Below are 21437 nucleotides of genomic sequence, written 5' to 3'. Positions count from 1 at the left end.
CGGTGAAGTACGCCCGCGACCTGTCGGTGAACGCGCAGACCCGGCCGACCAGCTCCTCCACCGCTGTACCCAGCGTCGCGCGCTGGTGGCTACCGGTCCCGGTCGACCTCGTACCGGGTCTCCGGGGCCCGCTCGACCCGGACCAGGCCACGCAGGTGCTCCCGGGTCTCCGGGTCCGTCGCGTAGATGACCGTGCCGCGCAGGCCGCGGGTCAGCAGCACCTTGTAGGTGTTACGGATCAGCCGGTCCGCCTCGAGGTCGCTGACCGCCTTGCGGCTGCGGAACGCCGGATCCTTCGACTCCGCGCGCCGGGTGACCAGCTTCCCGTCCCGGGCCACCAGGTCCGGGCCGATGATCACGCCCGACCAGTCGTACTCGAAGCCCTGCGCGGTGTAGACGCATCCCACCTGACCGAAGCCGTTCGGATCGGTGGCCCAGAACGCGCTGCCCGGCGCGTCGCCCACGCTCCGCTCGCTCTTGACGTTCCACGGCCGGGCCCAGCCGCCGACGGTCACGTCGGGCACCAGCGTGCCGTCCGGGCGGGGATCGCTCCAGGGCCAGCAGTACCCGGCGGACATCCGCGCGGTCCCGCTCACACCCTGCCGCTCGGCCAGGTATGCCTCCAACTCCTCCGGCGAGTCGACCACGTGCACGTCGAACCGGCCGTCGCCGGTCCAGACCGTGGGTTCCCCACCGTCGAGGCCGAGCAGGTCGAGGACCCACTGTTCGTACGCCTCGCTGCCGCCGCAGCGGAACTGGTCGTGCAGCGAGACGACCTCCACCTCCAGCCCCAGCTTCTCCGCGTAGGCCGAGATGACCTCGACGTTGCCCAGCTCACCGGGCTTCACCACCTGGTGCTCGTCGAGCAGGAAGACCGGCACACGGGCGGCGGCGAACAACTCCTCGATCTGCGGCCGGGCGGCGGTCCGCCGGTCCTTCGTGGTGAACCGGTTGACCGAGGTCTCCCGGATCCGGTGCGCCTCGTCGCAGATCAGCACCTCGACGTCGTTCGGTTCGGCGCTCATGAAGCTGTTGAAGTACTTGAACAGGCTCTGCAGCCGGGTCGACCCGCGACCGGCATAGCGGCGCAGGGTCTGGGTGAACGATCGGGATCCGGTGGCGTGCAACACCGTCCGGTTACGCCGGGCCAGCTCACCGAGGACGGACAGCGCGATGACGCTCTTGCCGCTGCCCGGTCCGCCGGCCACCACCACGGCCCGCTTGTGGTTGCCCGTCCGGGCCCGCTCCACCGCGTGCATGACCAACTCGTACGCCACGCGCTGCTCGTCGAGCAGGATGAAGTGCGAGCGTTCCTTCAGCTCCGCCGCCGCGTACGCCAGCAGGTGCCGGCTCGGGCGGACGGTGCTGGTCAGGAAGCGGTCGCCGGCACCCGCACCGGAGTCCGGAGCGAAGCGGCTCCGCAGGTGGTCGAGCCACTGCCCGCGCCGCTGCTTGGTGAAGATCCGGCTCTGTTCGGTCGCCGGACGGTCGAGCAGGTCGGCGACGTCCCGGTCGACCGCGTTGTGCAGGTACGCCGCGCCCCGTAGCGGCTTCGCGTCCCGGCCGAGAATGCCGAGGAAGTCGGTCAGGTAGCGGCAGTACTCCTCGACCTGCACACCCGGATGCAGCCGTGGACCCGGCACCTGCTCCACGGCGACGAGCGTGTCGGAGTCCTCGTACGCGGTCGCGTAGGACCACTGCTTCAGCTCGACGACCAGATAGCTCACCGGTACGGGGGTCGACGCCGGCGAGCACCGCGTCGACCCGGCGGCTGGTCAGCGGAAGCTGATACTCGACGAGCACCTCTACCTGGCTCAGCCCGGCGTCGACAAGATCCTGCGCCAGCACCGGCAGGCTCCTTGCCCACGACCGCTTCTCGGCCGGGCCGGCACCATGGCCGTTGAACCGGGCGTGCTCGGTCAGTACATCCACGAGCGTGTCCTCAGTGGACAGACGCAGCAGACCATTTGCGGACGTTCGGTACGCCGACATCGACAGGAGCCCCCGGGCAGCACGAAGTGATCGTGCGGATGGGGGGCATATCCCTGGTGCGGAAGCCCGTCGGACCGCTTACTGCCCACGACTCTAACCGGAGCCGGTCTGACTACTCCCCGGCAGCCTTGGCGGCTGAGCCCCGGGCATTTTCGACGGGGTACCGGCGGGCCGAGTCGGCGAGCTTGTCGGTGGCCGCCTCGACCAGGTCGATCCCGAGGGCGTCGGCCAGCCGGACCAGGTAGATCATCACGTCGCCGATCTCGGCGCGGACCCGGCCGCCGGCCCCCGGGTCGGCCATGACCGCTACGGATTCCTCCGGGGTCAGCCACTGCAACTCGGCGAGCAACTCCCCCACCTCACCGGCGAGCGCCATGGCGAGATTCTTCGGCGTGTGGAACTGCCCCCAGTCGCGCTCGTCGGCGAACCGTCGCAGTGCGGCGGCGAGGGCGTCGATCCCCGGGTCGCTGCTGGTCGTCATGGGAAGCGACCCTAACGCCACCACGCCGGCCTCGATCGCCATCCTGCTGACGGGTGACGACCAATGGATGTTTACCCTCTGCAGTCAGGACGGCACCCAAGGCTAGGTTTGTGGCCTTCCCACGAATGGAGGTCGCCTGTGACCACCGTCCGAAGATTCGGCATCGTGATCGTCGCCGTGATCGCCGTGCTGCTACCCACCTCCGCCGCCCAAGCCTCCGACGCCGCCTACGTCGTCAACCCGACCGGCCCCGTCCTGTACCAGACCAACTGGTGGTACTCCAGCACCACCGTCAACGCGCCGTCCAGCGCCCCGGCGGCCTCATCGATCGACACGATCTACTGGTCGTACTCCATCTCCAACCAGTCGAACGTGATCGCCCAGCTCTGCAACCCGAACGGCCCGGGGCAGTTGCTCTGCCTCGACCTGCCCAACGGCTGGGCCACCGGCAACACCACGGCCTGGCAGGGCCTCTCCGCACAGCGCGGCTGGCTGTTCCGGCTCGCCGTCCTGGACCCGGTGACGAAGATCCTCAGCCCGTACCGGTACGCCGGGCAGCACCAGGTGATCGTGAACTACAGCTACGCCACGCCGTCCCCGGCCCACACCCAGACCTCACCCCTCCGGCTCGTCTCCCGCTGACCGCCGCCACCCCAGCACCAAGCACGAGGCGCGAGCCGACGGCCGGTGCTGGGGCCGCCCCGGTCAGGCGAACGCGCCGGGTGACGGGTGCTCCTCCAGGAGCGCCTCCACCCGCTCAGCGGTCGCCGGGCGGGAGAGCGCGAAGCCCTGCCCGTACCGGCAGCCGGCCTGGTACGCCCGGTCGACCTGACCTGTCGACTCCAGTTCCTCCACCACGACCTCCAGCCCGAGCCGCCGGGCCAGGTTCGCCACCACGTCGACCAGGGGCTGCTCCCCCTCGCCGCCACCGACCGCCCGCGGATCGACCTTGACCAGGTCGATCGGCAGCTCCCGCAGCCGCCGCAGCGAGGCACGGCCGGCGTGGAAGTCGTCCAGCGCGGTCCGGACGCCGAGGGAACGCAGCCCGGCCAGCCGGGCCACCACGGTCGGCAGGTCGACGTCGAGCCCGGCCTCGCCGACCTCGACCACCAGCCGTTCGGCCGGCACCCCGTACCGGGCGAGGGTGTCCGCCACCCGGGTGACGACGTCCGCGGCGGTCAGCTCCTCCGGGGTCACGTTGACCGCCATCCAGAGCGACGGGTGCACCGCCGACCAGGCGGCGAGCTGCCGGCAGGCCCGGTCCAGCACCCACTGCCCCACCTCGCCGAGCAGGCCGAGGTCGACCGCGACCGGGATCAGCTCGGCGGGAAGCACGGTGCCGAGCAGGGGGCTGCGCCAGCGCAGCAGCGCCTCGGTGCCCACCGGCACCCGGTCGGCCAGCCCGTGCACCGGCTGGTAGACCAGGTCCAGCTCACCCCGGGCCACCGCACCGGCCAGTTCCCGCTCCAGGTCCAGCCGGCGGACCAACTGCTCCTCGAGGAAGACGTCGTACCACTCGATCCGGTCCCGGCCGAGCTGGCTGGCCCGCCGCCGGGCCAGGTCCGCCTGCCGCAGCACGTCGTCGGCACTGCCGGCGGCGGTGTCGGCCAGCCCGATGCTCACCTCCAGGCGCACGTACGCGCCGGGCAGCCGGTACGGCGCGGTGAGCGCGTCGAGCAGGCGGAGGGCGAGCCCGTACGCGGGCACCGACCCGCTCCCGACGACCACCGCGAACTGGTCCCCGGCCAGGCGGGCGACCAGGTCGTCCGGACCGGCGGTGGCGCGCAGCCGTCGGGCCGCCTCGACGCGCACCCGGTCGCCCGCGGTCGGCCCGCTGCCGTCGTCGACGGCGCAGAGGCCGTGCAGGTCCAGCACGAGCAGCGTGGCGGGTTCCCCCGTCCCGGCCCGCCGACCGGTCAGCGCCCGACGCAGCTCCCGCCGGTCGGCCAGTCCGGTGAGGTGATCGGTGCCGGCGAGATCCGGCACCGGCTCCGGACGGCGTCGCTCGTCGGCGTCGCGGGCCTCCCGCTGGCGTCCCTCGTCGGCGTCGCGGGCCTCCCGCTGGAGTCCCTCGTCGGCACCGCGGGCCTCCCGCCCACCGAGGCGACGGGTGTCCGCGACGGTCAGCAGCTCGCGGACGACCATCGGCGGGATCACCGCCAGGCCGAGCACGACCTCGGTGCGGTCGAACTCCCCGACCCGGACGAGGTGGTAGCCGGCGGCCAGGGCCGCGATCACGGCCGGGGCGGTGATCCGGGGCCAGAGCCCTCCCGGGGCGGTGCGCTGTGGCGGGGCCGCGCGGGCCAGCCGGCGGGCACCGGACGCGGTCAGCAGCGCCCCCGCCGCGGTCAGGAGAGCCACCGGCAGCGTCGCCTCCTGCGGGGCCCGGTAGGCGTGGAGCAGCACCAGCCCGGCCAGGCCGAGTTGGCCCGTCACGGCACCCGCCCGCCAGACGACCGCCCCGACCGGGGACGGGCCATCGGTCGGGGCGGTGACCAGGACCGCCGAGATGCCGACGGCGGCGACCACCAGGGCCGCCCGGACGGGCACCGGCGCGGCACCGGCGGGCAGCAGCATCCAGCTGGCGAAGGCGAGGCCGAGCCCGAGGCCGACCGCCTCGGTCGCCGCCCGCAGTCGGACACCGGCCGGTCGGGGCGCGCGTCCCGGCACCGGGAGCGGCCCGACGGCGTGCAGCAGGGCGACGGCGCACAGTCCGCCGGTGGCGACCGCGGCCCGGCAGGCGGGGGTGGCCGGGCCGGCGACGACGAACAGCAGCACGACCGCGACGACGGCGGGCTCCGGCACCGGTACGGGAACACGGGGTGGCGGTGCGAGGGACACGTCGGTCACCTCCAGGGGCGGGGTCGGGTGAGGCGGATGCGAAACGGATACACCTCTGCTCCCGAAACGACCCCGGGCGCGTGCCGGTTACGCGCCCCCGCCCGTGACCCCGGTCACCGTCGTCCGGTGCGGCGCCGCCCGACGCCGGGGCGGGTCCCGGGAGGTGGGATCATCGGGGGGTGAGTCGCACCGACACTCTCCGTTTCCGGCACAGCCAGGCCCTCCTGGTCGCGGCGGTGGTCGCCGTCATCGGCGCGCTGCCGATCGCCGACGCCCGGTGGTATTTCCTCCCGGTGCTGCTCGTCCCGCTGGTGATCGCCATCTGGGCGTGGCGGGCCGGCACCGACGCCGACCCCCGGGAGGTCCGGGTCCGCGCGCTGTTCGGGCAGCGTCGACTGCCCTGGGCCCGGATCGTCGAGCTGGCCGCCGACCCGAGGGGACGGGCGGTCGCCCGGCTCGACGACGGCGAACGGGTGGCCCTGCCGGCGGTACGCGGTGCCGACCTGCCCCGGCTCGTCGCGGTCACCGGCCAGACCCTCCCGGACCGCGCGGACGACTGACCCGCCGGGCCCGGCCGTCAGCGGGGAACCGACCGGCCGTCGAGCCCGGATCCGGTCGCGGCCCGGCTCAGTAGCCGTCGGTGACCACGTTCGCCAGCGGCCGGCCCGCCGCCAGCCGGCGCAGCTGCTCGGCCACCAGCCGGTAGGCCCGGGGCAGCAGGCCCCGCACCGAGCCGGCGACGTGCGGGGTGATCAGCACGTTGGGCAGCTCCCACAGCGGGTGGTCGGCCGGCAGCGGCTCCGGGTCGGTGACGTCGAGGGCGGCGGCGATCCGGCCGGTGGTCAGCTCGGCCACCAGTGCCGGGGTGTCGACCACCGGCCCCCGGGCCGCGTTGACCAGCAGGGCCCCGTCGGCCATCGCGGCGAGGAAGGCCGCGTCGACCAGGCCCCGGGTCGCGTCGGTCAGCGGCACCAGCAGCACCACCACGTCCGCCTGCGGCAGAAGCGCGGGCAGTTCGTCGACGCCGTGCACGCCCTCGTCGGGACGGGCGGTCCGGGCGACCAGGGTGAAGCTCACCTCGAAGGGCGCCAGCCGGGCCCGGAGCGCCGCGCCGATCGACCCCGCGCCGACGATCAGCACCCGCTTGCCGGCCAGTTCGTCGGTCGGGGCCACGTCACCGTAGGCCCACTCGCGCCGACCCTGTGCCCGGGCCAGGGTGTCGAAGCGGCGCAGCCGGGACAGGATCGCGGTGACCACCCACTCGGCGGTGCCGGAGTCGTGCACGCCCCGGGCGTCGCACAGGGTCACCCCGACGGGCAGCCGACCGACCCAGACGTCCGCCCCGGCGCTGAGCAGCTGCACCACCTCCAGGTCGGGCAGCCTGCCGGCCAGCTCGACCACCTTGCCGGTGGAGAGGAACGGCGGCACCCAGAACCGCACCCCGGCCGGGTCGCCGGGGAGCCGGTCCGGGCTCTCGGCCGCCTCGACGGTGACGCCGGGCAGCTGGTCGAGCAGGGCCCGGCCCTGCTCGTGCGGGATCCATACCTTCACGCCCGCCGACCCTAGCCGTCAGCGCAGCGGCAGGCCCACCGGGGCGGCGGGCAGGTGGATGTCGTACCCGGGCACGGTCGTCCGGGTCACCGGCGTGCCGGAGACGGCCAGCCAGTCGGCGACCGCCCGGCTCAGTGCGGTGCCGGCGGGCAGCACGTACGCCACCCGGTCGGCCCCGGCCACCCGCGCCGGGTACGCCGGATGGCGGTCCCAGCCGGCGCGCAGGTCGTCCCGGATCACCCCGCAGGCCAACCGTTCCCGGCTGGCGAAGACGATCGGGTAGCAGGTCCAGTAGTCGGTGTAGAAGTGCCGGATGCCGAGCCGGTCGAGGGCGGCGACCAGGTCGTGCCGCCGGTCGTCGGCCCGGGTGAGGTCGTCCGCCTCGGTGACCAGCGTCCCGGTGGCCAGCAGCGCGCTCCCGGCCACCGCGGCCAGTCCGGCCCGCCCGAGGCGCCGCAGCCCGGCGGGGAGCCGGCCGGGGTGCGCACGGGCCGCCGACCAGAGTGGCCAGAGCAACGCCGGCAGGGAGACGAGTAGGCAGGACAGGTAGCGGGAGCTTTCCACCGGGGTGGTGCCGGCGGCGGCGCTGCCGGCGTACGCGGCGAGACTCACCGCCGCCGCCCCGACCAGGGCCAGCCGCCCGCCCTGCCGGATCCGCGCCGTCCGGATCGCGGCGTCGTCGGGCAGGGCCGTCCGGATCGCGGCGTCGCCGGCTGGTGCCGGGCGCAGTCCCCACAGTGCCCGGAGGGCGAGCAGTCCGGCCAGGAGCAGCAGCAGCGGGGCGACCGCTCCCCACCAGAGCTGCCAGTCCGCGCACCGGCTCGGCGCACAGAACCCGGTGCCCATCGGCAGCCCGAACAGCACACCGCCGTGCAGCCGGTCGGTCCAGTCGCCGGGCGTACCGCCGCCGAGCTGCCGGTAGGCGGCGAGCGAGCGGTGTTCCGGCGCGGCGGTGAGGTTGTGCGCCACGATCGGCAGCAGCCCGACGGCGAGCCCAGCGGCCAGCGCGGCGCCACCGCGTCCGGCCAGGTCCCGACCGGCTCCGGCGAGCAGGAGCAGCCCGGCGGCGGCCACGTACGGCAGGACCAGCCAGTCGTCCCAGAGGGTGAGGCCGGCGACCAGGCCGAAGGCGGCGAAGGCCGGCGCGCGACGGCGTACCGCGCCGAGGCCGAGCAGCACCGCGAGCAGGACGAGCAGCGCTCCGGCCGGGTTCATCTCCGGGTAGCCACCTGCGGCGATGAGCTGGTTCTTGAGGATCCGGTCGGAGCCGAGCGCGAGCAGGCCGACCACGGCGGTGGCGAACCACGGGTGGTAGAGCCGGCGGGTGAGCTGCCACATCAGGACGAGGAAGAGGGCGTAGAGCACCAGGTTCGGCAGCCGCAGCGCGACCAGGCCCGGGCCGGTGAGCGCGAACAGCCCGGCGGCGAGGTACGCCTCCAACGCTCCCATGTAGTGCTGTCCGTAGAAGAAGAGCGGGAACTCCCGGGCCTGCGCGACGTGCGTGGCGACCAGGCCGGTGACCGCCTCGTCGCTGTTGGTCGGCGGCAGACCGGCCAGGAGCGCCGCCGCCCGGTAGGCGACGCCGAGCGCCCCGAGCACGAGAGCCGTCCGGCCGGCGGACACCGTCCGACGCCGGTCCGGCACCCCGGACGGTACGGGGTCCCGCGCCGGCCGGTCGGTGATCACCACGGCCGCCAGTGTCGCAGGACGCGCGGTCGACCAGCTGACATATCCGTCTTTGTCGGCGTGTTTCCGGGTGGAGCCCCCGGATCGCGTACCGGAGCCCCGCCCGGTGAACGGCTAGTCTGGTCCGGGTGAGCGCCCGTCTCCCGTACCCCCGCTTCGGCCGCCTGATCGCGACGGCGGCGGCGTCCTGCACGGCGCTGCTGATGGTCACCGCCGGGTGCAGTCTCGGCGAACCGGAACCGGACCCGGCCGGCGAGCCGCCGAACCTCCCCACCCCCTCCGCGACCGCCAACGAGCAGGGTGAGCAGGAGGTCGTGGCCACGGTGCTGGCCAAGGGACTGCGGGTCCCGTGGGCCGTCGCCTTCCTGCCGGACGGCGGGGCCCTGGTCACCGAACGCGACAACGGACGGGTCCTCCAGGTCGGACCGGAGTCCGGGCCGGACGGGCTGAAGGTCACCCCGGTGCAGACCATCGCCGACGTCGAGGCGTCCGGTGAGGGTGGCCTGCTGGGCATCGCCGTCTCCCCCGCCTACGCCACCGACCGGACGGTCTTCGTCTACCACTCCACCGCGCGGGACAACCGGATCGTCAAGTTCACGCTCGGCGGGACACCGACGCCGATCCTCACCGGCATCCCGGTCGCCGGTATCCACAACGGCGGCGGCCTGGCCTTCGGACCGGACGGCTTCCTCTACGCCAGCACCGGCGACGGCGGCGACCGTCCGCTCTCGCAGGACGTCAGGAGCCTCGGCGGCAAGATCCTCCGGATCACCCCGGACGGGAAGCCGGCCCCCGACAACCCGTACCCGAACTCGCCGGTCTGGTCACTGGGGCACCGCAACGTCCAGGGCATCACCTGGGACGCCGGCAAGCGGATGTACGCCGTGGAGTTCGGGCAGAACACCTGGGACGAGGTCAACCTGGTCACCAAGGGCGGCAACTACGGCTGGCCGCAGGTCGAGGGGAAGGCCGGCGACCGCCGCTACCGCGACCCGATCGTGCAGTGGCGCACCGCGGACGCGTCCTGCTCCGGCGCGGCGGTGGTGGAGCGCCTGCTGGCCGCCGCCTGCCTGCGCGGGGAACGGCTCTGGCTCGTCGAGCTGACCGACACCGGCACCGTGCTCGGCCAGCCCCGGGAACTGCTCACCGGCCGGTACGGCCGGCTGCGGGCGGTCGCCGCCGCTCCCGACGGCTCGCTCTGGGTGAGCACCTCCAACCACGACGGCCGGGGCGACCCGGAACCGGAGGACGACCGCCTGCTCCGGTTGGTCTTCGCCGGTGGCGGAGCCGGTCGCAGCTGAGCTGGACAGACGTCGACGAGCCACGGCGGCTCGGCAACCCGGGGTTTGCCAAGATCCCCCATTGGGCAGGTCAGAATCTCACCATGGACGGGCAGGACGAGAACACGCGGCAGCGCCCCGGGGACGATCGTCCCCCGCGGCGAAGGTGGGTCGGCACGCTGCGTCGGCTCGGAGTGGGGCTGGCGGTCCTGGCGATCAGCCTGACCGGTGCGCTGCTCGGCGTCCTCGCCGGCGGCCAGGTCGACACCGACATCGGGCCGTTCCGGGCCCGGATGGCGCTCACCCCGAACCTCGACGGGGGCACCACGATCGACATCCCGCCGCTGGGCGCCCTCCTGCTGGACAGCCACGACGGACCAGCCCACCTCGACGTCGAGCTCGGGGCGCTCGACCAGGGGCGGGTCGAGGCGCTGATCGACGACCCGGCGAGCATCAACCGGGCCAGCCAGTCCGCCGTGGCCGACGTCCGGCACGGTGTGCTCCGCCTCGGCCTGCGTACCGTCGGTGCCGCCGTCGCCGTCACGCTGATCCTGGCCGGACTGGCCTTCCGGGACACCCGCCGCACGGCCTGGGCCGGTGGGCTGGCACTGGTGGTCACCGCGGGCAGCCTCGGCATCGCCGCGTCCACCCTCCGCCCGCAGTCGATCGAGGAGCCCCGGTACGAGGGGCTGCTCGTCAACGCCCCCGCCATCGTCGGTGACGCCCGACGGATCGCCGACGACTACACCAAGTACGCCGAGCAGCTCCAGCGGCTGGTCGGCAACGTCAGCCAGCTCTACACCACCGTCTCGGCGCTTCCGGTGTACGAGCCGGCCCCGAACACCACGCGGGTGCTGCACGTCTCCGACATGCACCTGAACCCGACCGGTTGGCAGCTCATCCGGACCGTGGTGGAGCAGTTCGACATCGACGTGGTGATCGACACCGGCGACATCACCGACTGGGGCAGCGAGCCGGAGGCGAACTACGTCGGCTCGATCGGGCTGCTCAAGAAGCCGTACGTCTACATCCGGGGCAACCACGACTCGGGCCGGACCGCCGCCGCCGTGGCCCGCCAGCCCAACGCGATCGTGCTGGACAACGCGACGACGACGGTCGCCGGGCTGACCATCGCCGGCATCGGCGACCCGCGCTTCACCCCGGACAAGAGCACCGCCCCCGCCGCTGGCGGCCTCGACCAGCCCACCGCCGACCAGGTGATCACCGTGGGCGAGAAGCTGGCCACGACCGTGCGGGAATCACCGACGCCGGTGAACATCGCCCTGGTGCACGACCCGGCCTCGGCCGGGCCGCTCTCCGGCACGTGCCCGCTGGTGCTCTCCGGGCACACCCACGACCGGCAGGTCTCCAAGCTCCCCCCGCAGGTGGGGAAGACGCCCACCCAGCTCATGGTGCAGGGCTCCACCGGCGGGGCCGGGCTGCGCGGGCTGGAGGGCGAGGAGCCGACGCCACTGTCGATGAGCGTGCTCTACTTCGACGAGAACAAGCTGCTCCAGGCGTACGACGACATCACCGTCGGCGGCACCGGCCAGGCGCAGGTCAATCTGGAACGGCGGGTGGTCCGGGACCCGAAGGTCGGCGCGGACGCGCCGGTCACCCCCACCCCGACCCGCTGACCCGGGCCTGACCCGTGTCGCTCAGCGCAGGGAGAGGGCGGCCAGGGCGGCGTTGACGATGCTGCCGGGCAGCAGGTCGTGCAGCTCGTGGACGGTGCCGGACTGGCCGAACTCGTCCACCCCGAGCGGGTGGACGTTCACCGTTGAACTCCTACCGAGGGGGTGGTGGTGGGGGTGCGTGTAAGCAGGGGCCCCCTGTTACCGCTTTTTGTCGAACAAGGGGCCCCTGCAGGCACGGAACGAGGGCGACCAGCGCCGGCTAGGAGACGCCGAGGCGGGCCAGGACCAGTTCGCGGACGGTCTTGGCGTCGGCCTGGCCGCGGGTGGTCTTCATGACCGCGCCGACCAGCGCGCCCGCCGCGGCGACCTTGCCGCTGCGGACCTTCTCCGCGATGTCCGGGTTGGCGGCGATGGCCTCGTCGACGGCCGTGGTGAGCGCGCCGGTGTCGGAGACGACCTCCAGGTTGCGGTTGGTCATGATCTCGGTCGGGGTGCCCTCGCCGGCCACCACGCCCTCCAGGACCACCCGGGCCAGCTTGTCGTTGAGCTTGCCCGCGTCCACCAGCCCCTGGAGTTCGGCGACCTGGGCCGGGGTGACCCCGACGTCGGCCAGTTCCCCACCGGACTCGTTGGCCCGCCGGGACAGCTCGCCCAGCCACCACTTCCGTGCGGCGGCCGGGCTGGCCCCGGCAGCCACCGTGGCCTCGATCAGCTCGACCGCGCCCGCGTTGAGCACCGACTGCATGTCGTGGTCGGAGATCCCCCACTCCTGCTGGAGCCGGCGGCGGTGCAGCCGGGGCAGCTCCGGCAGGGCGGCCTTCAACTCGGCGACCCAGGCCGGGTCCGGCGCGAGCGGCACCAGGTCCGGCTCGGGGAAGTAGCGGTAGTCGGTCGCGGTCTCCTTCGACCGGCCCGGGGTGGTGTCCCCGGTGTCCTCGTGGAAGTGCCGGGTCTCCTGGACGATCCGGCCACCCGAGTCGAGCACCATCGCCTGACGCAGCATCTCGGAGCGGACCGCCCGCTCCACCGCGCGCAGCGAGTTGACGTTCTTGGTCTCGGTGCGGGTGCCCCACTCGGTCGAGCCGGCCGGATGCAGCGAGGTGTTGACGTCGCAGCGCAGCGAGCCCTCCTCCATCCGGACGTCGGAGACGCCGAGGGAGCGGATCACGTCGCGCAGCTCGGTGACGTACGCACGGGCCACCTCCGGGGCGAGCGCCCCGGTGCCGTCGACCGGCTTGGTGACGATCTCGACCAGCGGGATGCCGGCCCGGTTGTAGTCGACCAGCGACTCGGTGGCGCCGTGGATCCGGCCGGAGCCGCCGACGTGCAGCGTCTTGCCGGTGTCCTCCTCGAGGTGCACCCGCTCGATGCCGATCCGGACCAGTTCGCCGTTCACCTCGACGTCCAGGTAACCGTCGACGCAGAGCGGCTCGTCGTACTGGCTGATCTGGAAGTTCTTCGGCATGTCCGGGTAGAAGTAGTTCTTCCGGGCGAACCGGCACCAGGAGGCGATGGAGCAGTTCAGCGCCAGGCCGATCCGGATGGTCGCTTCGATCGCGGCGGAGTTGGCCACCGGCAGCGAGCCGGGCAGGCCCAGGCAGACCGGGCAGACCCGGGTGTTCGGCTCACCGCCGAAGTCGGTCGGGCAGGCGCAGAACATCTTGGTGTTCGTGCCCAGCTCGACGTGGGTCTCCAGGCCGATCACCGGTTCGTAACGCGCGACGACGTCGTCGTACGCGGGCAGGGTCGTGGTCATCGCAAACCTCCGTGGAAACCCCCGGCTTTAGCCGTGGGGAGGAAACGGAACTCCGGCGGAGCCGGGCGGGGAAAGCCGGCCCGTCGCCAAGGCGGGTCGGTGTCCGTCCCCATGCCATCGGAATGCTTACCAGCTAGCTTGTTAGGCTGTGAGCCGTGACCAGGGCCGTGAAGCGGGCATTCAAATTCCGCTTCTACCCGACCGACGCGCAGGCCGCCGAGCTTGCCCGTACGTTCGGCTGTGTCCGGCTGGTCTACAACATGGCGTTGGCCGCCCGCACCGAGGCGTGGACGCTGCGCCAGGAACGGGTCAACTACAACGCCACCTCGGCGATGCTGACCACGTGGAAGAAGACCGACGACCTGGCGTTCCTCAACGAGGTGTCGTCGGTGCCGTTGCAGCAGACCCTGCGGCACCTGCAAGTCGCGTTCACCAACTTCTTCGCCAAGCGTGCCCGGTACCCCAGCTTCAAGAGCAAGAAGAAGTCGCGCCGGTCGGCGGAGTACACCACCAGCGGGTTCCGGTACCGAGACGGCCAGCTCACCCTGGCGAAGATGGCCGAACCGCTGGACATCGTGTGGTCCCGGCCGCTTCCCGAGGGCGCGAGGCCGTCCACGGTCACCGTGTCGCAGGACGCGGCCGGACGCTGGTTCGTGTCCCTGCTCTGCGACGACGTGATCGAGCAGGCTCCGGCTTCGGGCATGGTCGGCGTTGACGCCGGCCTCGACAGCCTGCTGACCCTCTCCACCGGAGAGAAGATCGTCAACCCGAGGTATGAGCGCCGCGACCGGGCCGCGCTCGCCAGGGCGCAGCGGGAACTGGCCCGCAAAGCCAAGGGGTCCCACAACCGGGCCAAGGCCCGGCTCAAGGTCGCCCGCGTGCACGCCCGGATCACCGACCGCAGGCGGGACCACCTGCACAAGCTGACCACTCGGCTCGTTCGTGAGAACCAAACGATCGTGATCGAGGATCTGACCGTGCGCAACATGGTCACGAGTCACAGCCTGGCCCGCGCCATCAGCGACGCGGCCTGGCGGCAGTTCCGCACCCTGCTGGAATACAAGGCCGACTGGCACGGCCGCGACCTGGTGGTCGTGGACCGCTGGTTCCCGTCGTCCAAGCTGTGCTCGGCGTGTGGTGCGCTCGCTGAGCGGATGCCACTGAACGTGCGGTCGTGGACATGCCGATGCGGGCAGACCCACGACCGTGACGTCAACGCGGCCCGCAACATCCTCGCGGAGGGGCTCTCCGTGATTGCCTGTGGAGGCGGTGTAAGACCCCAACGGACGGACGTCCGGACGGGGCGGTCGTCGACGAAGCAGGAAACCCAGCGGGCGACCGCTGGAATCCCCCGCCTTTAGGCGCGGGGAGAAAGTCAACTGACGCTCCTGACTCACAGTGCCGGTGGGGTGAACGTGCCGACGGTCGACTCCAGCGCGGCGGCGACCCGGTACATCCGGTCGTCGGCCATGGTCGGGGCCATCACCTGGAGCCCCACCGGCAGCCCCTCGGAGAGCCCGCAGGGCACCGAGATGCCCGGACCGCCGTAGAGGTTGGACGGGATGGTGAACAGGTCCGCCAGGTACATCTGGTACGGGTCCGAGGTGCGCGAGCCCATCGGGAACGCCACGAACGGCGTGGTCGGCGAGATCAGCGCGTCGACCTGCTCGAAGGCGGCGGTGAAGTCCCGGGTGATCAGCGTCCGGACCTTCTGCGCCTGCCCGTAGTAGGCGTCGTAGTAGCCGGACGAGAGAGCGTACGTGCCGAGCATGATCCGGCGCTTGACCTCGGGACCGAAGCCGGCGTCCCGGGTCAGCGACATGACCTCCTCCAGCGACCGGTTGCCGTCGTCGCCGACCCGCAGGCCGAACCGGACCCCGTCGAAGCGGGCCAGGTTGGACGAGCACTCACTCGGCGCGATCAGGTAGTACGCCGGCAGCGCGTACTGGAAGTGCGGGCAGGAGACCTCGACGATCTCCGCGCCGAGCTTGGTCAGCGCCTCGACCGAGTCGCGGAACGCGGCCACCACGCCCGGCTCGGCCCCGTCGCCGGAGAACTCGGTGACCACGCCCAGCTTCACGCCGGTCAGGTCGCCGGTCGCGCCGCGCTTCGCGGCGGCCACCACGTCCGGCACCGGCTGCGGGATGGAGGTGGAGTCGCGCGGGTCGTGCCCGCCGATCACCGCGTGCAGCAGGGCCGCGTCGAGCACCGTACGGGCACACGGGCCGGGGGTGTCCAGCGAGGAGGAGAAGGCGACCAGGCCGTACCGGGAGGTGCCGCCGTAGGTGGGCTTCGCGCCGACGGTGCCGGTGACCGCACCCGGCTGGCGGATCGAGCCGCCGGTGTCCGAGCCGATGGACAGCGGGGCCTCGTACGCGGCGAGCGCGGCGGCGCTGCCGCCACCGGAGCCGCCCGGGATCCGCTCCAGATCCCACGGGTTGCGGGTCGGACCGTACGCGGAGTATTCGGTGGAGGAGCCCATGGCGAACTCGTCCATGTTGGTCTTGCCGAGCATCACCGTCCCGGCGGCGCGGAGCCGCTCGACGATGGTCGAGTCGTACGGCGGACGCCAGCCCTCGAGGATCTTCGAGCCGACGGTGGTCGGCACACCCTTCGTGGTGAGCACGTCCTTGACCGCGACCGGCACGCCGGCCAGCGGGCCGAGTTCCTCGCCGGCGGCGCGACGCTCGTCGACGACGCGGGCGGCGGCCAGCGCGCCCTCGGTGTCGACGTGCAGGAAGGCGTGGACCCGGTCGTCGACGGCGGCGATCCGGTCCAGGTGCGCCCGGGTCACCTCGACGGCGGAGGTCTCCCCCGAGGCCACCAGCGCGGCCAGCTCGGCGGCGGTGAGCCTGGTCAAGTCACTCATGCCGCCGCCCCGCTCCGCTCGCCGGCGCCCTGAGCGCCCCGCACACCAGTGCTGCTGATTCGCTCGCTGTGCTCGCTCATGAAGCCACATCCTCGTCCAGGATCCGCGGAACGCGGAACCGCTGTTCCTCGGCGTCGGGCGCACCCGACAGCGCCTCGTCGGGGGTCAGGCCGGGCCGGACGACATCCTCGCGCAGGACGTTCGTCAGTGGCACCGAGTGGGAGGTCGGCGGGATGTCCGCGGCGGCGACCTCGCCGACCTGGGCGACGGCCTGGAGGATCACGTCGAGCTGGCCGGCGAAGGTGTCCAGCTCCTCCTCCGTGACGGCGAGCCGCGACAGGCGCGCGAGGTGCGCGACCTCCTCGCGGGAGATGGCGGCCATCGGTGCCCCCTTCGTGATGGTGCTGCTGATTCGGGCGGTACGCCGACCGCGGGGTCGACTGCCCGCGCGGTGACCGGAGCGAGTCTATTGGCTGGCACGTCAGCCGCGCCCCCGACTCCCCCGCGCGCCGGTCGGCGGCACCGACGGCGGTGGGGCCGGTCAGTCGGTCGGGCGGGAGCGAGCGCCGGCGACCCCGGCCGGTCGGACCGGTCGGTACCGGGCCAGCCACGCGGTCAACTCGTCGGCCGGCATCGGGCGGGCGAAGAACCAGCCCTGCGCCAGGTCGCAGCCGGCCGCGTGGAGCAACCGCCAGGTCCGCTCGTCCTCCACGCCCTCCGCGACCACCCGCAGGTTGAGCGCCCCGGCCAGTTCGATCATCGAGCGGACGATCGCGGCGTCGTCGGGGTCGTCGGCCATGCCGAGGACGAACGAGCGGTCCACCTTCACCTCGGACAGCGGCAGCCGCCGCAGGTGCTGGAGGGAGGAGTAGCCGGTGCCGAAGTCGTCCAGTGCGATGGCCACCCCGATCCGGTGCAGCCGGGAGACCGTGTCGAGCACCCGCCGGGGGTCGGCCATCAACGCGCCCTCGGTGATCTCCAGTTGCAGCCGGTCCGGGCGGATCGCGTGGCGGGCGAGCAGGTCACCGATCTGGTCGGCGATCTCTCCGGTGTGCAGGTCCCGGACACTGACGTTGAGCGCGGCCCGCAGGGTGCTGCCCGCCGCCGACCAGCGGGCCAACTGTCCCACCACGTCGTCGACGACCCGGCGGGTCAGCAGCCGCATCACCGCGCTCTGCTCGGCGACCCGGATCAGCTCCCCCGGGTCGACCATGCCCCGCACGGGGTGGCGCCAGCGCAGCAGCGCCTCCACGCCGACCACCTCGCCGGTGGCGATACGGACCTGGGGCTGGTAGTACATCGTGATCCCGGCCGGTTCGTCCACCTCGACCCGGGGCTCGGCGCCGGCCGCGCCCGCCCCGACCAGTTCGGCAGTGACCCCGGGCAGGCCCGCCGACGGCGCGCTCGTCGCGGCCGCGGTCCACCCGGCACGGCGCCGGACCGGGTCGGCGCCGGTGATGATCTGGTTGATCAGTTCGTCGGGGTGCGCGGTGGTCCGGTCGCGCCGCCGGCCACCCCACCGCCGGGAGCCCTGGCGGACGTGCGTGCCGTCGTCCCCGGTGGGCAGGGCGGCCCCGTCGCCGCCCCGGGCAGCGGCCTCCGGCGCGGTGGACGCCGCCGGATCGGTCGGCCCGGACTCCAGCACCCGGCGCAGGTCGGCCAGGAGTCCGAGCCGCTCGGCGGAGTTGTGGTCCGATTCGGCGGCGTACACGGCGACGGTGTCGTTGCGGTGCTTGGCGTCGTACATCGCCACGTCGGCGTGGCGCATCAGGGTGGCGAAGTCCTCGCCGTGTTCGGGGAAGAGCGCGATGCCGATCGAACCTCCGACGTCCAGCGGCAGCCCGTCCAGCGGAACCGGCTCGGCGAGGGCGCGGACCACCCGGTCGGCGACCCGGCGGGCGTCGTCCACCCCGGTCAGCCCGCCCGTGACGACGGCGAACTCGTCGCCGCCGAGCCGGGCCACCATGTCCCGGGAGCCGAGGGCCGAGGTGAGCCGGTCGCTCACCGCCACCAGCAGCCGGTCGCCGACCGCGTGGCCGAGCGCGTCGTTGACGCCCCGGAAGCGGTCCAGGTCGATCAGGAGCAGCGCGAGGTGCGCGTCGGGCATCCCCTGGGCACCCCGTTCGGCGTGCCGGCGGATCTGCTCGGCGACCTCGGTGAGCAGCGCCTTGCGGTTGGGCAGCCCGGTCAGCGGGTCGAGCGCGGCGAGATGTTCCTGGTCGGCGGAGAGGCGGGCCATCCGGTAGACGGCGAAGAGCGGCACCAGCACCAGCGGGATCAGTGCCGCGCTGGCCCGGGCCGCGGCCACCAGCACCGGGGCGAGCAGCAGCAACGAACCGGTGGCGAGCAGCTCGAAGCCGAGCCCACGGCGGACGGTCGGCCACCACGGGTCGCCGAAGCGCAGCCGTACCGCCGTGCTGACCAGGCCGTAGCTCACCACGAACCAGGCCACCGCCGCTCCGGCCAGCGCCACCGCCCCGGTCCAGTGCAGGCGGTCGTCGGCGAAGGCCGCGCCGGGGCCGAGCCGGATCACCTCGTCCGCGGCGGCCAGCGCGCAGGCGTACTGGGCGGCGTTGAACACGGTCCGCCAGGCGACGTGCCGCAACCGCCAGCCGGAGACGACCACGGCGGCGGTCTGCACCGCCACCGCCGCGCCCGGTCCCCAGGCGACCAGGATCGCGAAGGTGAAGCAGATCGACGGGAAGACCGCCGAGGTGTGCCGCTGGCCGGGCGGTACGAAGGGCCGGGCGTCGCAGAGGACGGCGAGCGCTGCCATGATCCAGAAGGCGCCGGGCAGCGTGGCGAGGTCGGCGGGAAGCGCGACCAGCGGCCCTGCGGTGAGCCCGAGGGCCAGCACGGCGGTCGCGCCGACGAACCCGAAGAACGGCCCCACCCGGGCAGGCGGTACGGCGTTCCGCAGGTCGGCGGCTTCCATCGCACCTCCCGAGGTGTGCGGTCCGGATCGCACGGCGTGACCTTGTGCCACACCGTGCTCCCCATCAAACGCCCCCGGCGGGAAATTTGACGGTAGGACAGCCGCGAATCGGTCGTAGTCGTAACTAAGTTGGTATACGCGGCCAGTTGCCCGTAAGCCACATCGCCCGATCCGCCCTCCGGACGGCTCACTCCTCGCGGCGCGCGACCTCCCGCGCGGCGTCCGGGCCGGACTCGAGCAGCACGCGGAAGCCCTCCTCGTCGAGGATCGGCAGCTTGAGTGCGGTGGCCTTCTCCGCCTTGGAGCCGGGGTTCTCCCCCACCACCACGAAGCCGGTCTTCTTGGAGACCGATCCGCTGACCTTGCCACCCCGGGACTGGATCGCCTCGGCGGCCTGGTCCCGGGAGAACCCGGCGAGGGTGCCGGTGACCACGACGGTGAGCCCCTCCAGCGGGCGCGGCCCCTCGTCGACGGCCTCCTCCGCCATGCGGACCCCGGCGGCGGCCCACTTGTCGACCACGGCGCGGTGCCAGTCGACGGTGAACCACTCGGTCAGGCTCGCCGCGATGGTCGGCCCCACCCCCTCCACCGAGGACAGTTCCTCCTCGGTGGCCGCTTGGATCTTCTCCACCGAGCCGAAGTGGCGGGCCAGGGCCTGGGCCGCGGTCGGGCCGACGTGCCGGATCGACAGCGCCACCAGCATCCGCCAGAGCGGACGCTGTCGCGCCTCGTCCAGGCTGGTCAGGAAGCGGGTCGCGTTGCTGCCCAGGCTGCCGTCCTTGTTGACGAAGAACGGCACCCCGGTCAGCCGGTCCGGGTCGAGGGAGAACAGGTCGCCCTCGTCGGTCAGCGCGCCCGAGTCGAGCAGCGCCGCCGCCGCCTTCTCGCCGAGCACCTCGATGTCGAGCGCGCCCCGGCCGGCGAGGTGGGTCAGCCGTTCCCGCAGCTGCGCGGGGCAGGTGCGGGAGTTGGGGCAGCGGATGTCGACGTCGCTCTCCTTGGCGGGAGCGAGCGGGGAGCCGCAGGCCGGGCAGTGGGTGGGCATCACGAAGGCGTGGGCGTCCGGCGGCCGGAGGTCGACCACCGGGCCGAGCACCTCGGGGATCACGTCCCCGGCCTTGCGCAGCACCACCGTGTCACCGATCAGCACCCCCTTGCGCTCCACCTCGCGGGCGTTGTGCAGGGTGGCCAGCGCCACCGTCGAGCCGGCCACCCGGACCGGTTCGAGCACCGCGAACGGGGTGACCCGGCCGGTCCGCCCGACGTTGACCTGGATGTCGAGGAGCTTGGTGTTGACCTCCTCCGGCGGGTACTTGAAGGCGATCGCCCAGCGGGGCGCCCGGCTGGTCGATCCCAGGCGGCCCTGGATCGACACCGGGTCGACCTTCACGACCACACCGTCGATCTCGTGCTCGACGTCGTGCCGGTGGGCGGCGTAGTGGGCGACGTACCCGGCGACACCGGCCAGGTCGGGCACCACCCGCCAGCGGTCGCTGGTCGGCAGCCCCCACGCCTTCAGCGCCGCGTACGCCTCGGACTGGGCGGTGGGCCGGAAGCCGCGCCGGGCGCCGATGCCGTGCACCACCAGCCGCAACGGCCGGGACGCGGTGATCCGCGGATCCTTCTGCCGCAGGCTGCCGGCGGCGGCGTTGCGCGGGTTGGCGAAGGGCGGCTTGCCCTGCTCGACCAGGCCGGCGTTCAGGTCGGCGAAGGCGGCGACCGGGAAGTAGACCTCGCCCCGCACCTCCAGCAGCTCCGGCGCCGGGCCGAACTCCGCGGAGCTGGTCAACTCGGCCGGCACGCCCCGGATGCTGCGGACGTTGGCGGTGACGTCCTCACCGGTGCGGCCGTCGCCCCGGGTGGCGGCCCGGACCAGCCGGCCGCGCTCGTAGGTGAGGTTGATCGCCAGCCCGTCGACCTTCAGCTCGCAGAGGTACGGCACCTCGCCGCCCGCGTCGCGGACCACCCGTTCGGCCCAGGCGGCGAGTTCCTCGTCGGCGAAGGCGTTGTCCAGCGAGAGCATCCGCTCGGCGTGGGTCACCGGGGCGAAGTCGGTGGAGAACGTGCCGCCGACCCGCTGGGTGGGCGAGTCCGGGGTGCGCAGCGCCGGGTACTCCGCCTCCAGCGCCTCCAGCTCGCGCAGCAGGGTGTCGAACTCGGCGTCGCTGATGACCGGGGCGTCCAGCACGTAGTAGCGGTACTGGTGGTCGGTCAGCTCCTGACTCAGGGTGGCGTGCCGGTCCTTGACCCCGGCCGGCGGCTCCGCCCCGGCTGCCGCTGCCTGTGCCGGGCTGACCTGCTGGGGGATGGCTTCCTCGGACACGTGCGACCCTCCACGCCCTGAGGCCCCGGACACCCCGCGACCTCGCTGATCACGCTACCTGAGGCACCGTATCGGGCGGGTGGGAC

Annotated in this window: 15 protein-coding genes; 5 read left to right on the top strand and 10 right to left on the bottom strand. The window is 73.2% G+C overall.

Annotated elements, in window-relative coordinates; genetic code table 11:
* Positions 1-89 precede the first annotated feature (89 nt).
* Entirely contained in the window at positions 90-1727 is a 1638-nt protein-coding gene (locus tag GA0074694_RS14265; protein WP_245714692.1) for a DUF2075 domain-containing protein, read from the bottom strand.
* Between the two features lie 377 nt (positions 1728-2104).
* Positions 2105-2473, bottom strand: a complete 369-nt coding sequence (locus GA0074694_RS14260; RefSeq protein WP_091458173.1) for a nucleotide pyrophosphohydrolase — start codon at positions 2471-2473, stop codon at positions 2105-2107.
* 138 nt (positions 2474-2611) lie between these two features.
* On the opposite strand from GA0074694_RS14260, the gene GA0074694_RS14255 reads away from it, so the two are divergent.
* Positions 2612-3115: a flagellar protein FlhE gene (locus GA0074694_RS14255; protein ID WP_176737903.1), complete on the top strand. Its 504-nt coding sequence runs from the start codon at positions 2612-2614 to the stop codon at positions 3113-3115.
* 63 nt (positions 3116-3178) lie between these two features.
* On the opposite strand, the gene GA0074694_RS14250 is transcribed toward GA0074694_RS14255, so the two are convergent.
* A complete protein-coding gene (locus GA0074694_RS14250) occupies positions 3179-5314 on the bottom strand; it encodes a putative bifunctional diguanylate cyclase/phosphodiesterase (RefSeq protein WP_245714691.1) in 2136 nt (711 codons plus the stop codon).
* A gap of 179 nt (positions 5315-5493) precedes the next feature.
* Here GA0074694_RS14250 and GA0074694_RS14245 point away from each other — a divergent pair, with 179 nt between their 5' ends.
* On the top strand, positions 5494-5874 hold the full coding sequence (locus tag GA0074694_RS14245; protein WP_091458169.1) for a PH domain-containing protein: 381 nt from the start codon (positions 5494-5496) through the stop codon (positions 5872-5874).
* 67 nt (positions 5875-5941) lie between these two features.
* On the opposite strand, the gene GA0074694_RS14240 is transcribed toward GA0074694_RS14245, so the two are convergent.
* Together GA0074694_RS14240 and GA0074694_RS14235 are read right to left on the bottom strand one after the other, a co-directional pair.
* Positions 5942-6865 (bottom strand): 2-hydroxyacid dehydrogenase, encoded by a 924-nt coding sequence (locus GA0074694_RS14240; protein WP_091458165.1) that lies wholly within the window; start codon positions 6863-6865, stop codon positions 5942-5944.
* 18 nt (positions 6866-6883) lie between these two features.
* Complete coding sequence (locus tag GA0074694_RS14235) at positions 6884-8554, bottom strand: glycosyltransferase family protein (protein WP_245714690.1); 1671 nt, start codon at positions 8552-8554, stop codon at positions 6884-6886.
* Between the two features lie 125 nt (positions 8555-8679).
* On the opposite strand from GA0074694_RS14235, the gene GA0074694_RS14230 reads away from it, so the two are divergent.
* Together GA0074694_RS14230 and GA0074694_RS14225 are read left to right on the top strand one after the other, a co-directional pair.
* Positions 8680-9852 (top strand): PQQ-dependent sugar dehydrogenase, encoded by a 1173-nt coding sequence (locus GA0074694_RS14230; RefSeq protein WP_091458163.1) that lies wholly within the window; start codon positions 8680-8682, stop codon positions 9850-9852.
* Positions 9853-9935: 83 nt separating this feature from the next.
* Positions 9936-11468 (top strand): metallophosphoesterase, encoded by a 1533-nt coding sequence (locus tag GA0074694_RS14225; RefSeq protein WP_091458161.1) that lies wholly within the window; start codon positions 9936-9938, stop codon positions 11466-11468.
* A gap of 259 nt (positions 11469-11727) precedes the next feature.
* On the opposite strand, the gene gatB is transcribed toward GA0074694_RS14225, so the two are convergent.
* Positions 11728-13224, bottom strand: coding sequence for an Asp-tRNA(Asn)/Glu-tRNA(Gln) amidotransferase subunit GatB (gatB, locus tag GA0074694_RS14220; protein ID WP_091458159.1), 1497 nt, complete (start codon positions 13222-13224; stop codon positions 11728-11730).
* Between the two features lie 155 nt (positions 13225-13379).
* On the opposite strand from gatB, the gene GA0074694_RS14215 reads away from it, so the two are divergent.
* A complete protein-coding gene (locus tag GA0074694_RS14215; protein WP_091458157.1) occupies positions 13380-14585 on the top strand; it encodes an RNA-guided endonuclease InsQ/TnpB family protein in 1206 nt (401 codons plus the stop codon).
* 32 nt (positions 14586-14617) lie between these two features.
* Here the strand turns inward: GA0074694_RS14215 and gatA are convergent, their stop codons facing one another.
* The 4 genes from gatA to ligA form a co-directional block, all read right to left on the bottom strand.
* Positions 14618-16093: an Asp-tRNA(Asn)/Glu-tRNA(Gln) amidotransferase subunit GatA gene (gene gatA / locus GA0074694_RS14210; RefSeq protein WP_091458155.1), complete on the bottom strand. Its 1476-nt coding sequence runs from the start codon at positions 16091-16093 to the stop codon at positions 14618-14620.
* Between the two features lie 76 nt (positions 16094-16169).
* Entirely contained in the window at positions 16170-16475 is a 306-nt protein-coding gene (gene gatC, locus GA0074694_RS14205; protein WP_088980289.1) for an Asp-tRNA(Asn)/Glu-tRNA(Gln) amidotransferase subunit GatC, read from the bottom strand.
* A gap of 159 nt (positions 16476-16634) precedes the next feature.
* Positions 16635-19028, bottom strand: a complete 2394-nt coding sequence (locus tag GA0074694_RS14200) for a putative bifunctional diguanylate cyclase/phosphodiesterase (RefSeq protein WP_091458153.1) — start codon at positions 19026-19028, stop codon at positions 16635-16637.
* Positions 19029-19215: 187 nt separating this feature from the next.
* Positions 19216-21351, bottom strand: coding sequence for an NAD-dependent DNA ligase LigA (gene ligA, locus GA0074694_RS14195; RefSeq protein ID WP_091458152.1), 2136 nt, complete (start codon positions 21349-21351; stop codon positions 19216-19218).
* Positions 21352-21437 lie beyond the last annotated feature (86 nt).

Origin of the sequence: Micromonospora inyonensis (genome assembly GCF_900091415.1) — a bacterium.
GTDB classification, from domain to species: domain Bacteria; phylum Actinomycetota; class Actinomycetes; order Mycobacteriales; family Micromonosporaceae; genus Micromonospora; species Micromonospora inyonensis.
Note: the sequence above shows the minus strand (reverse complement) of the source record. Positions and strands in the feature narration are given on the sequence as shown.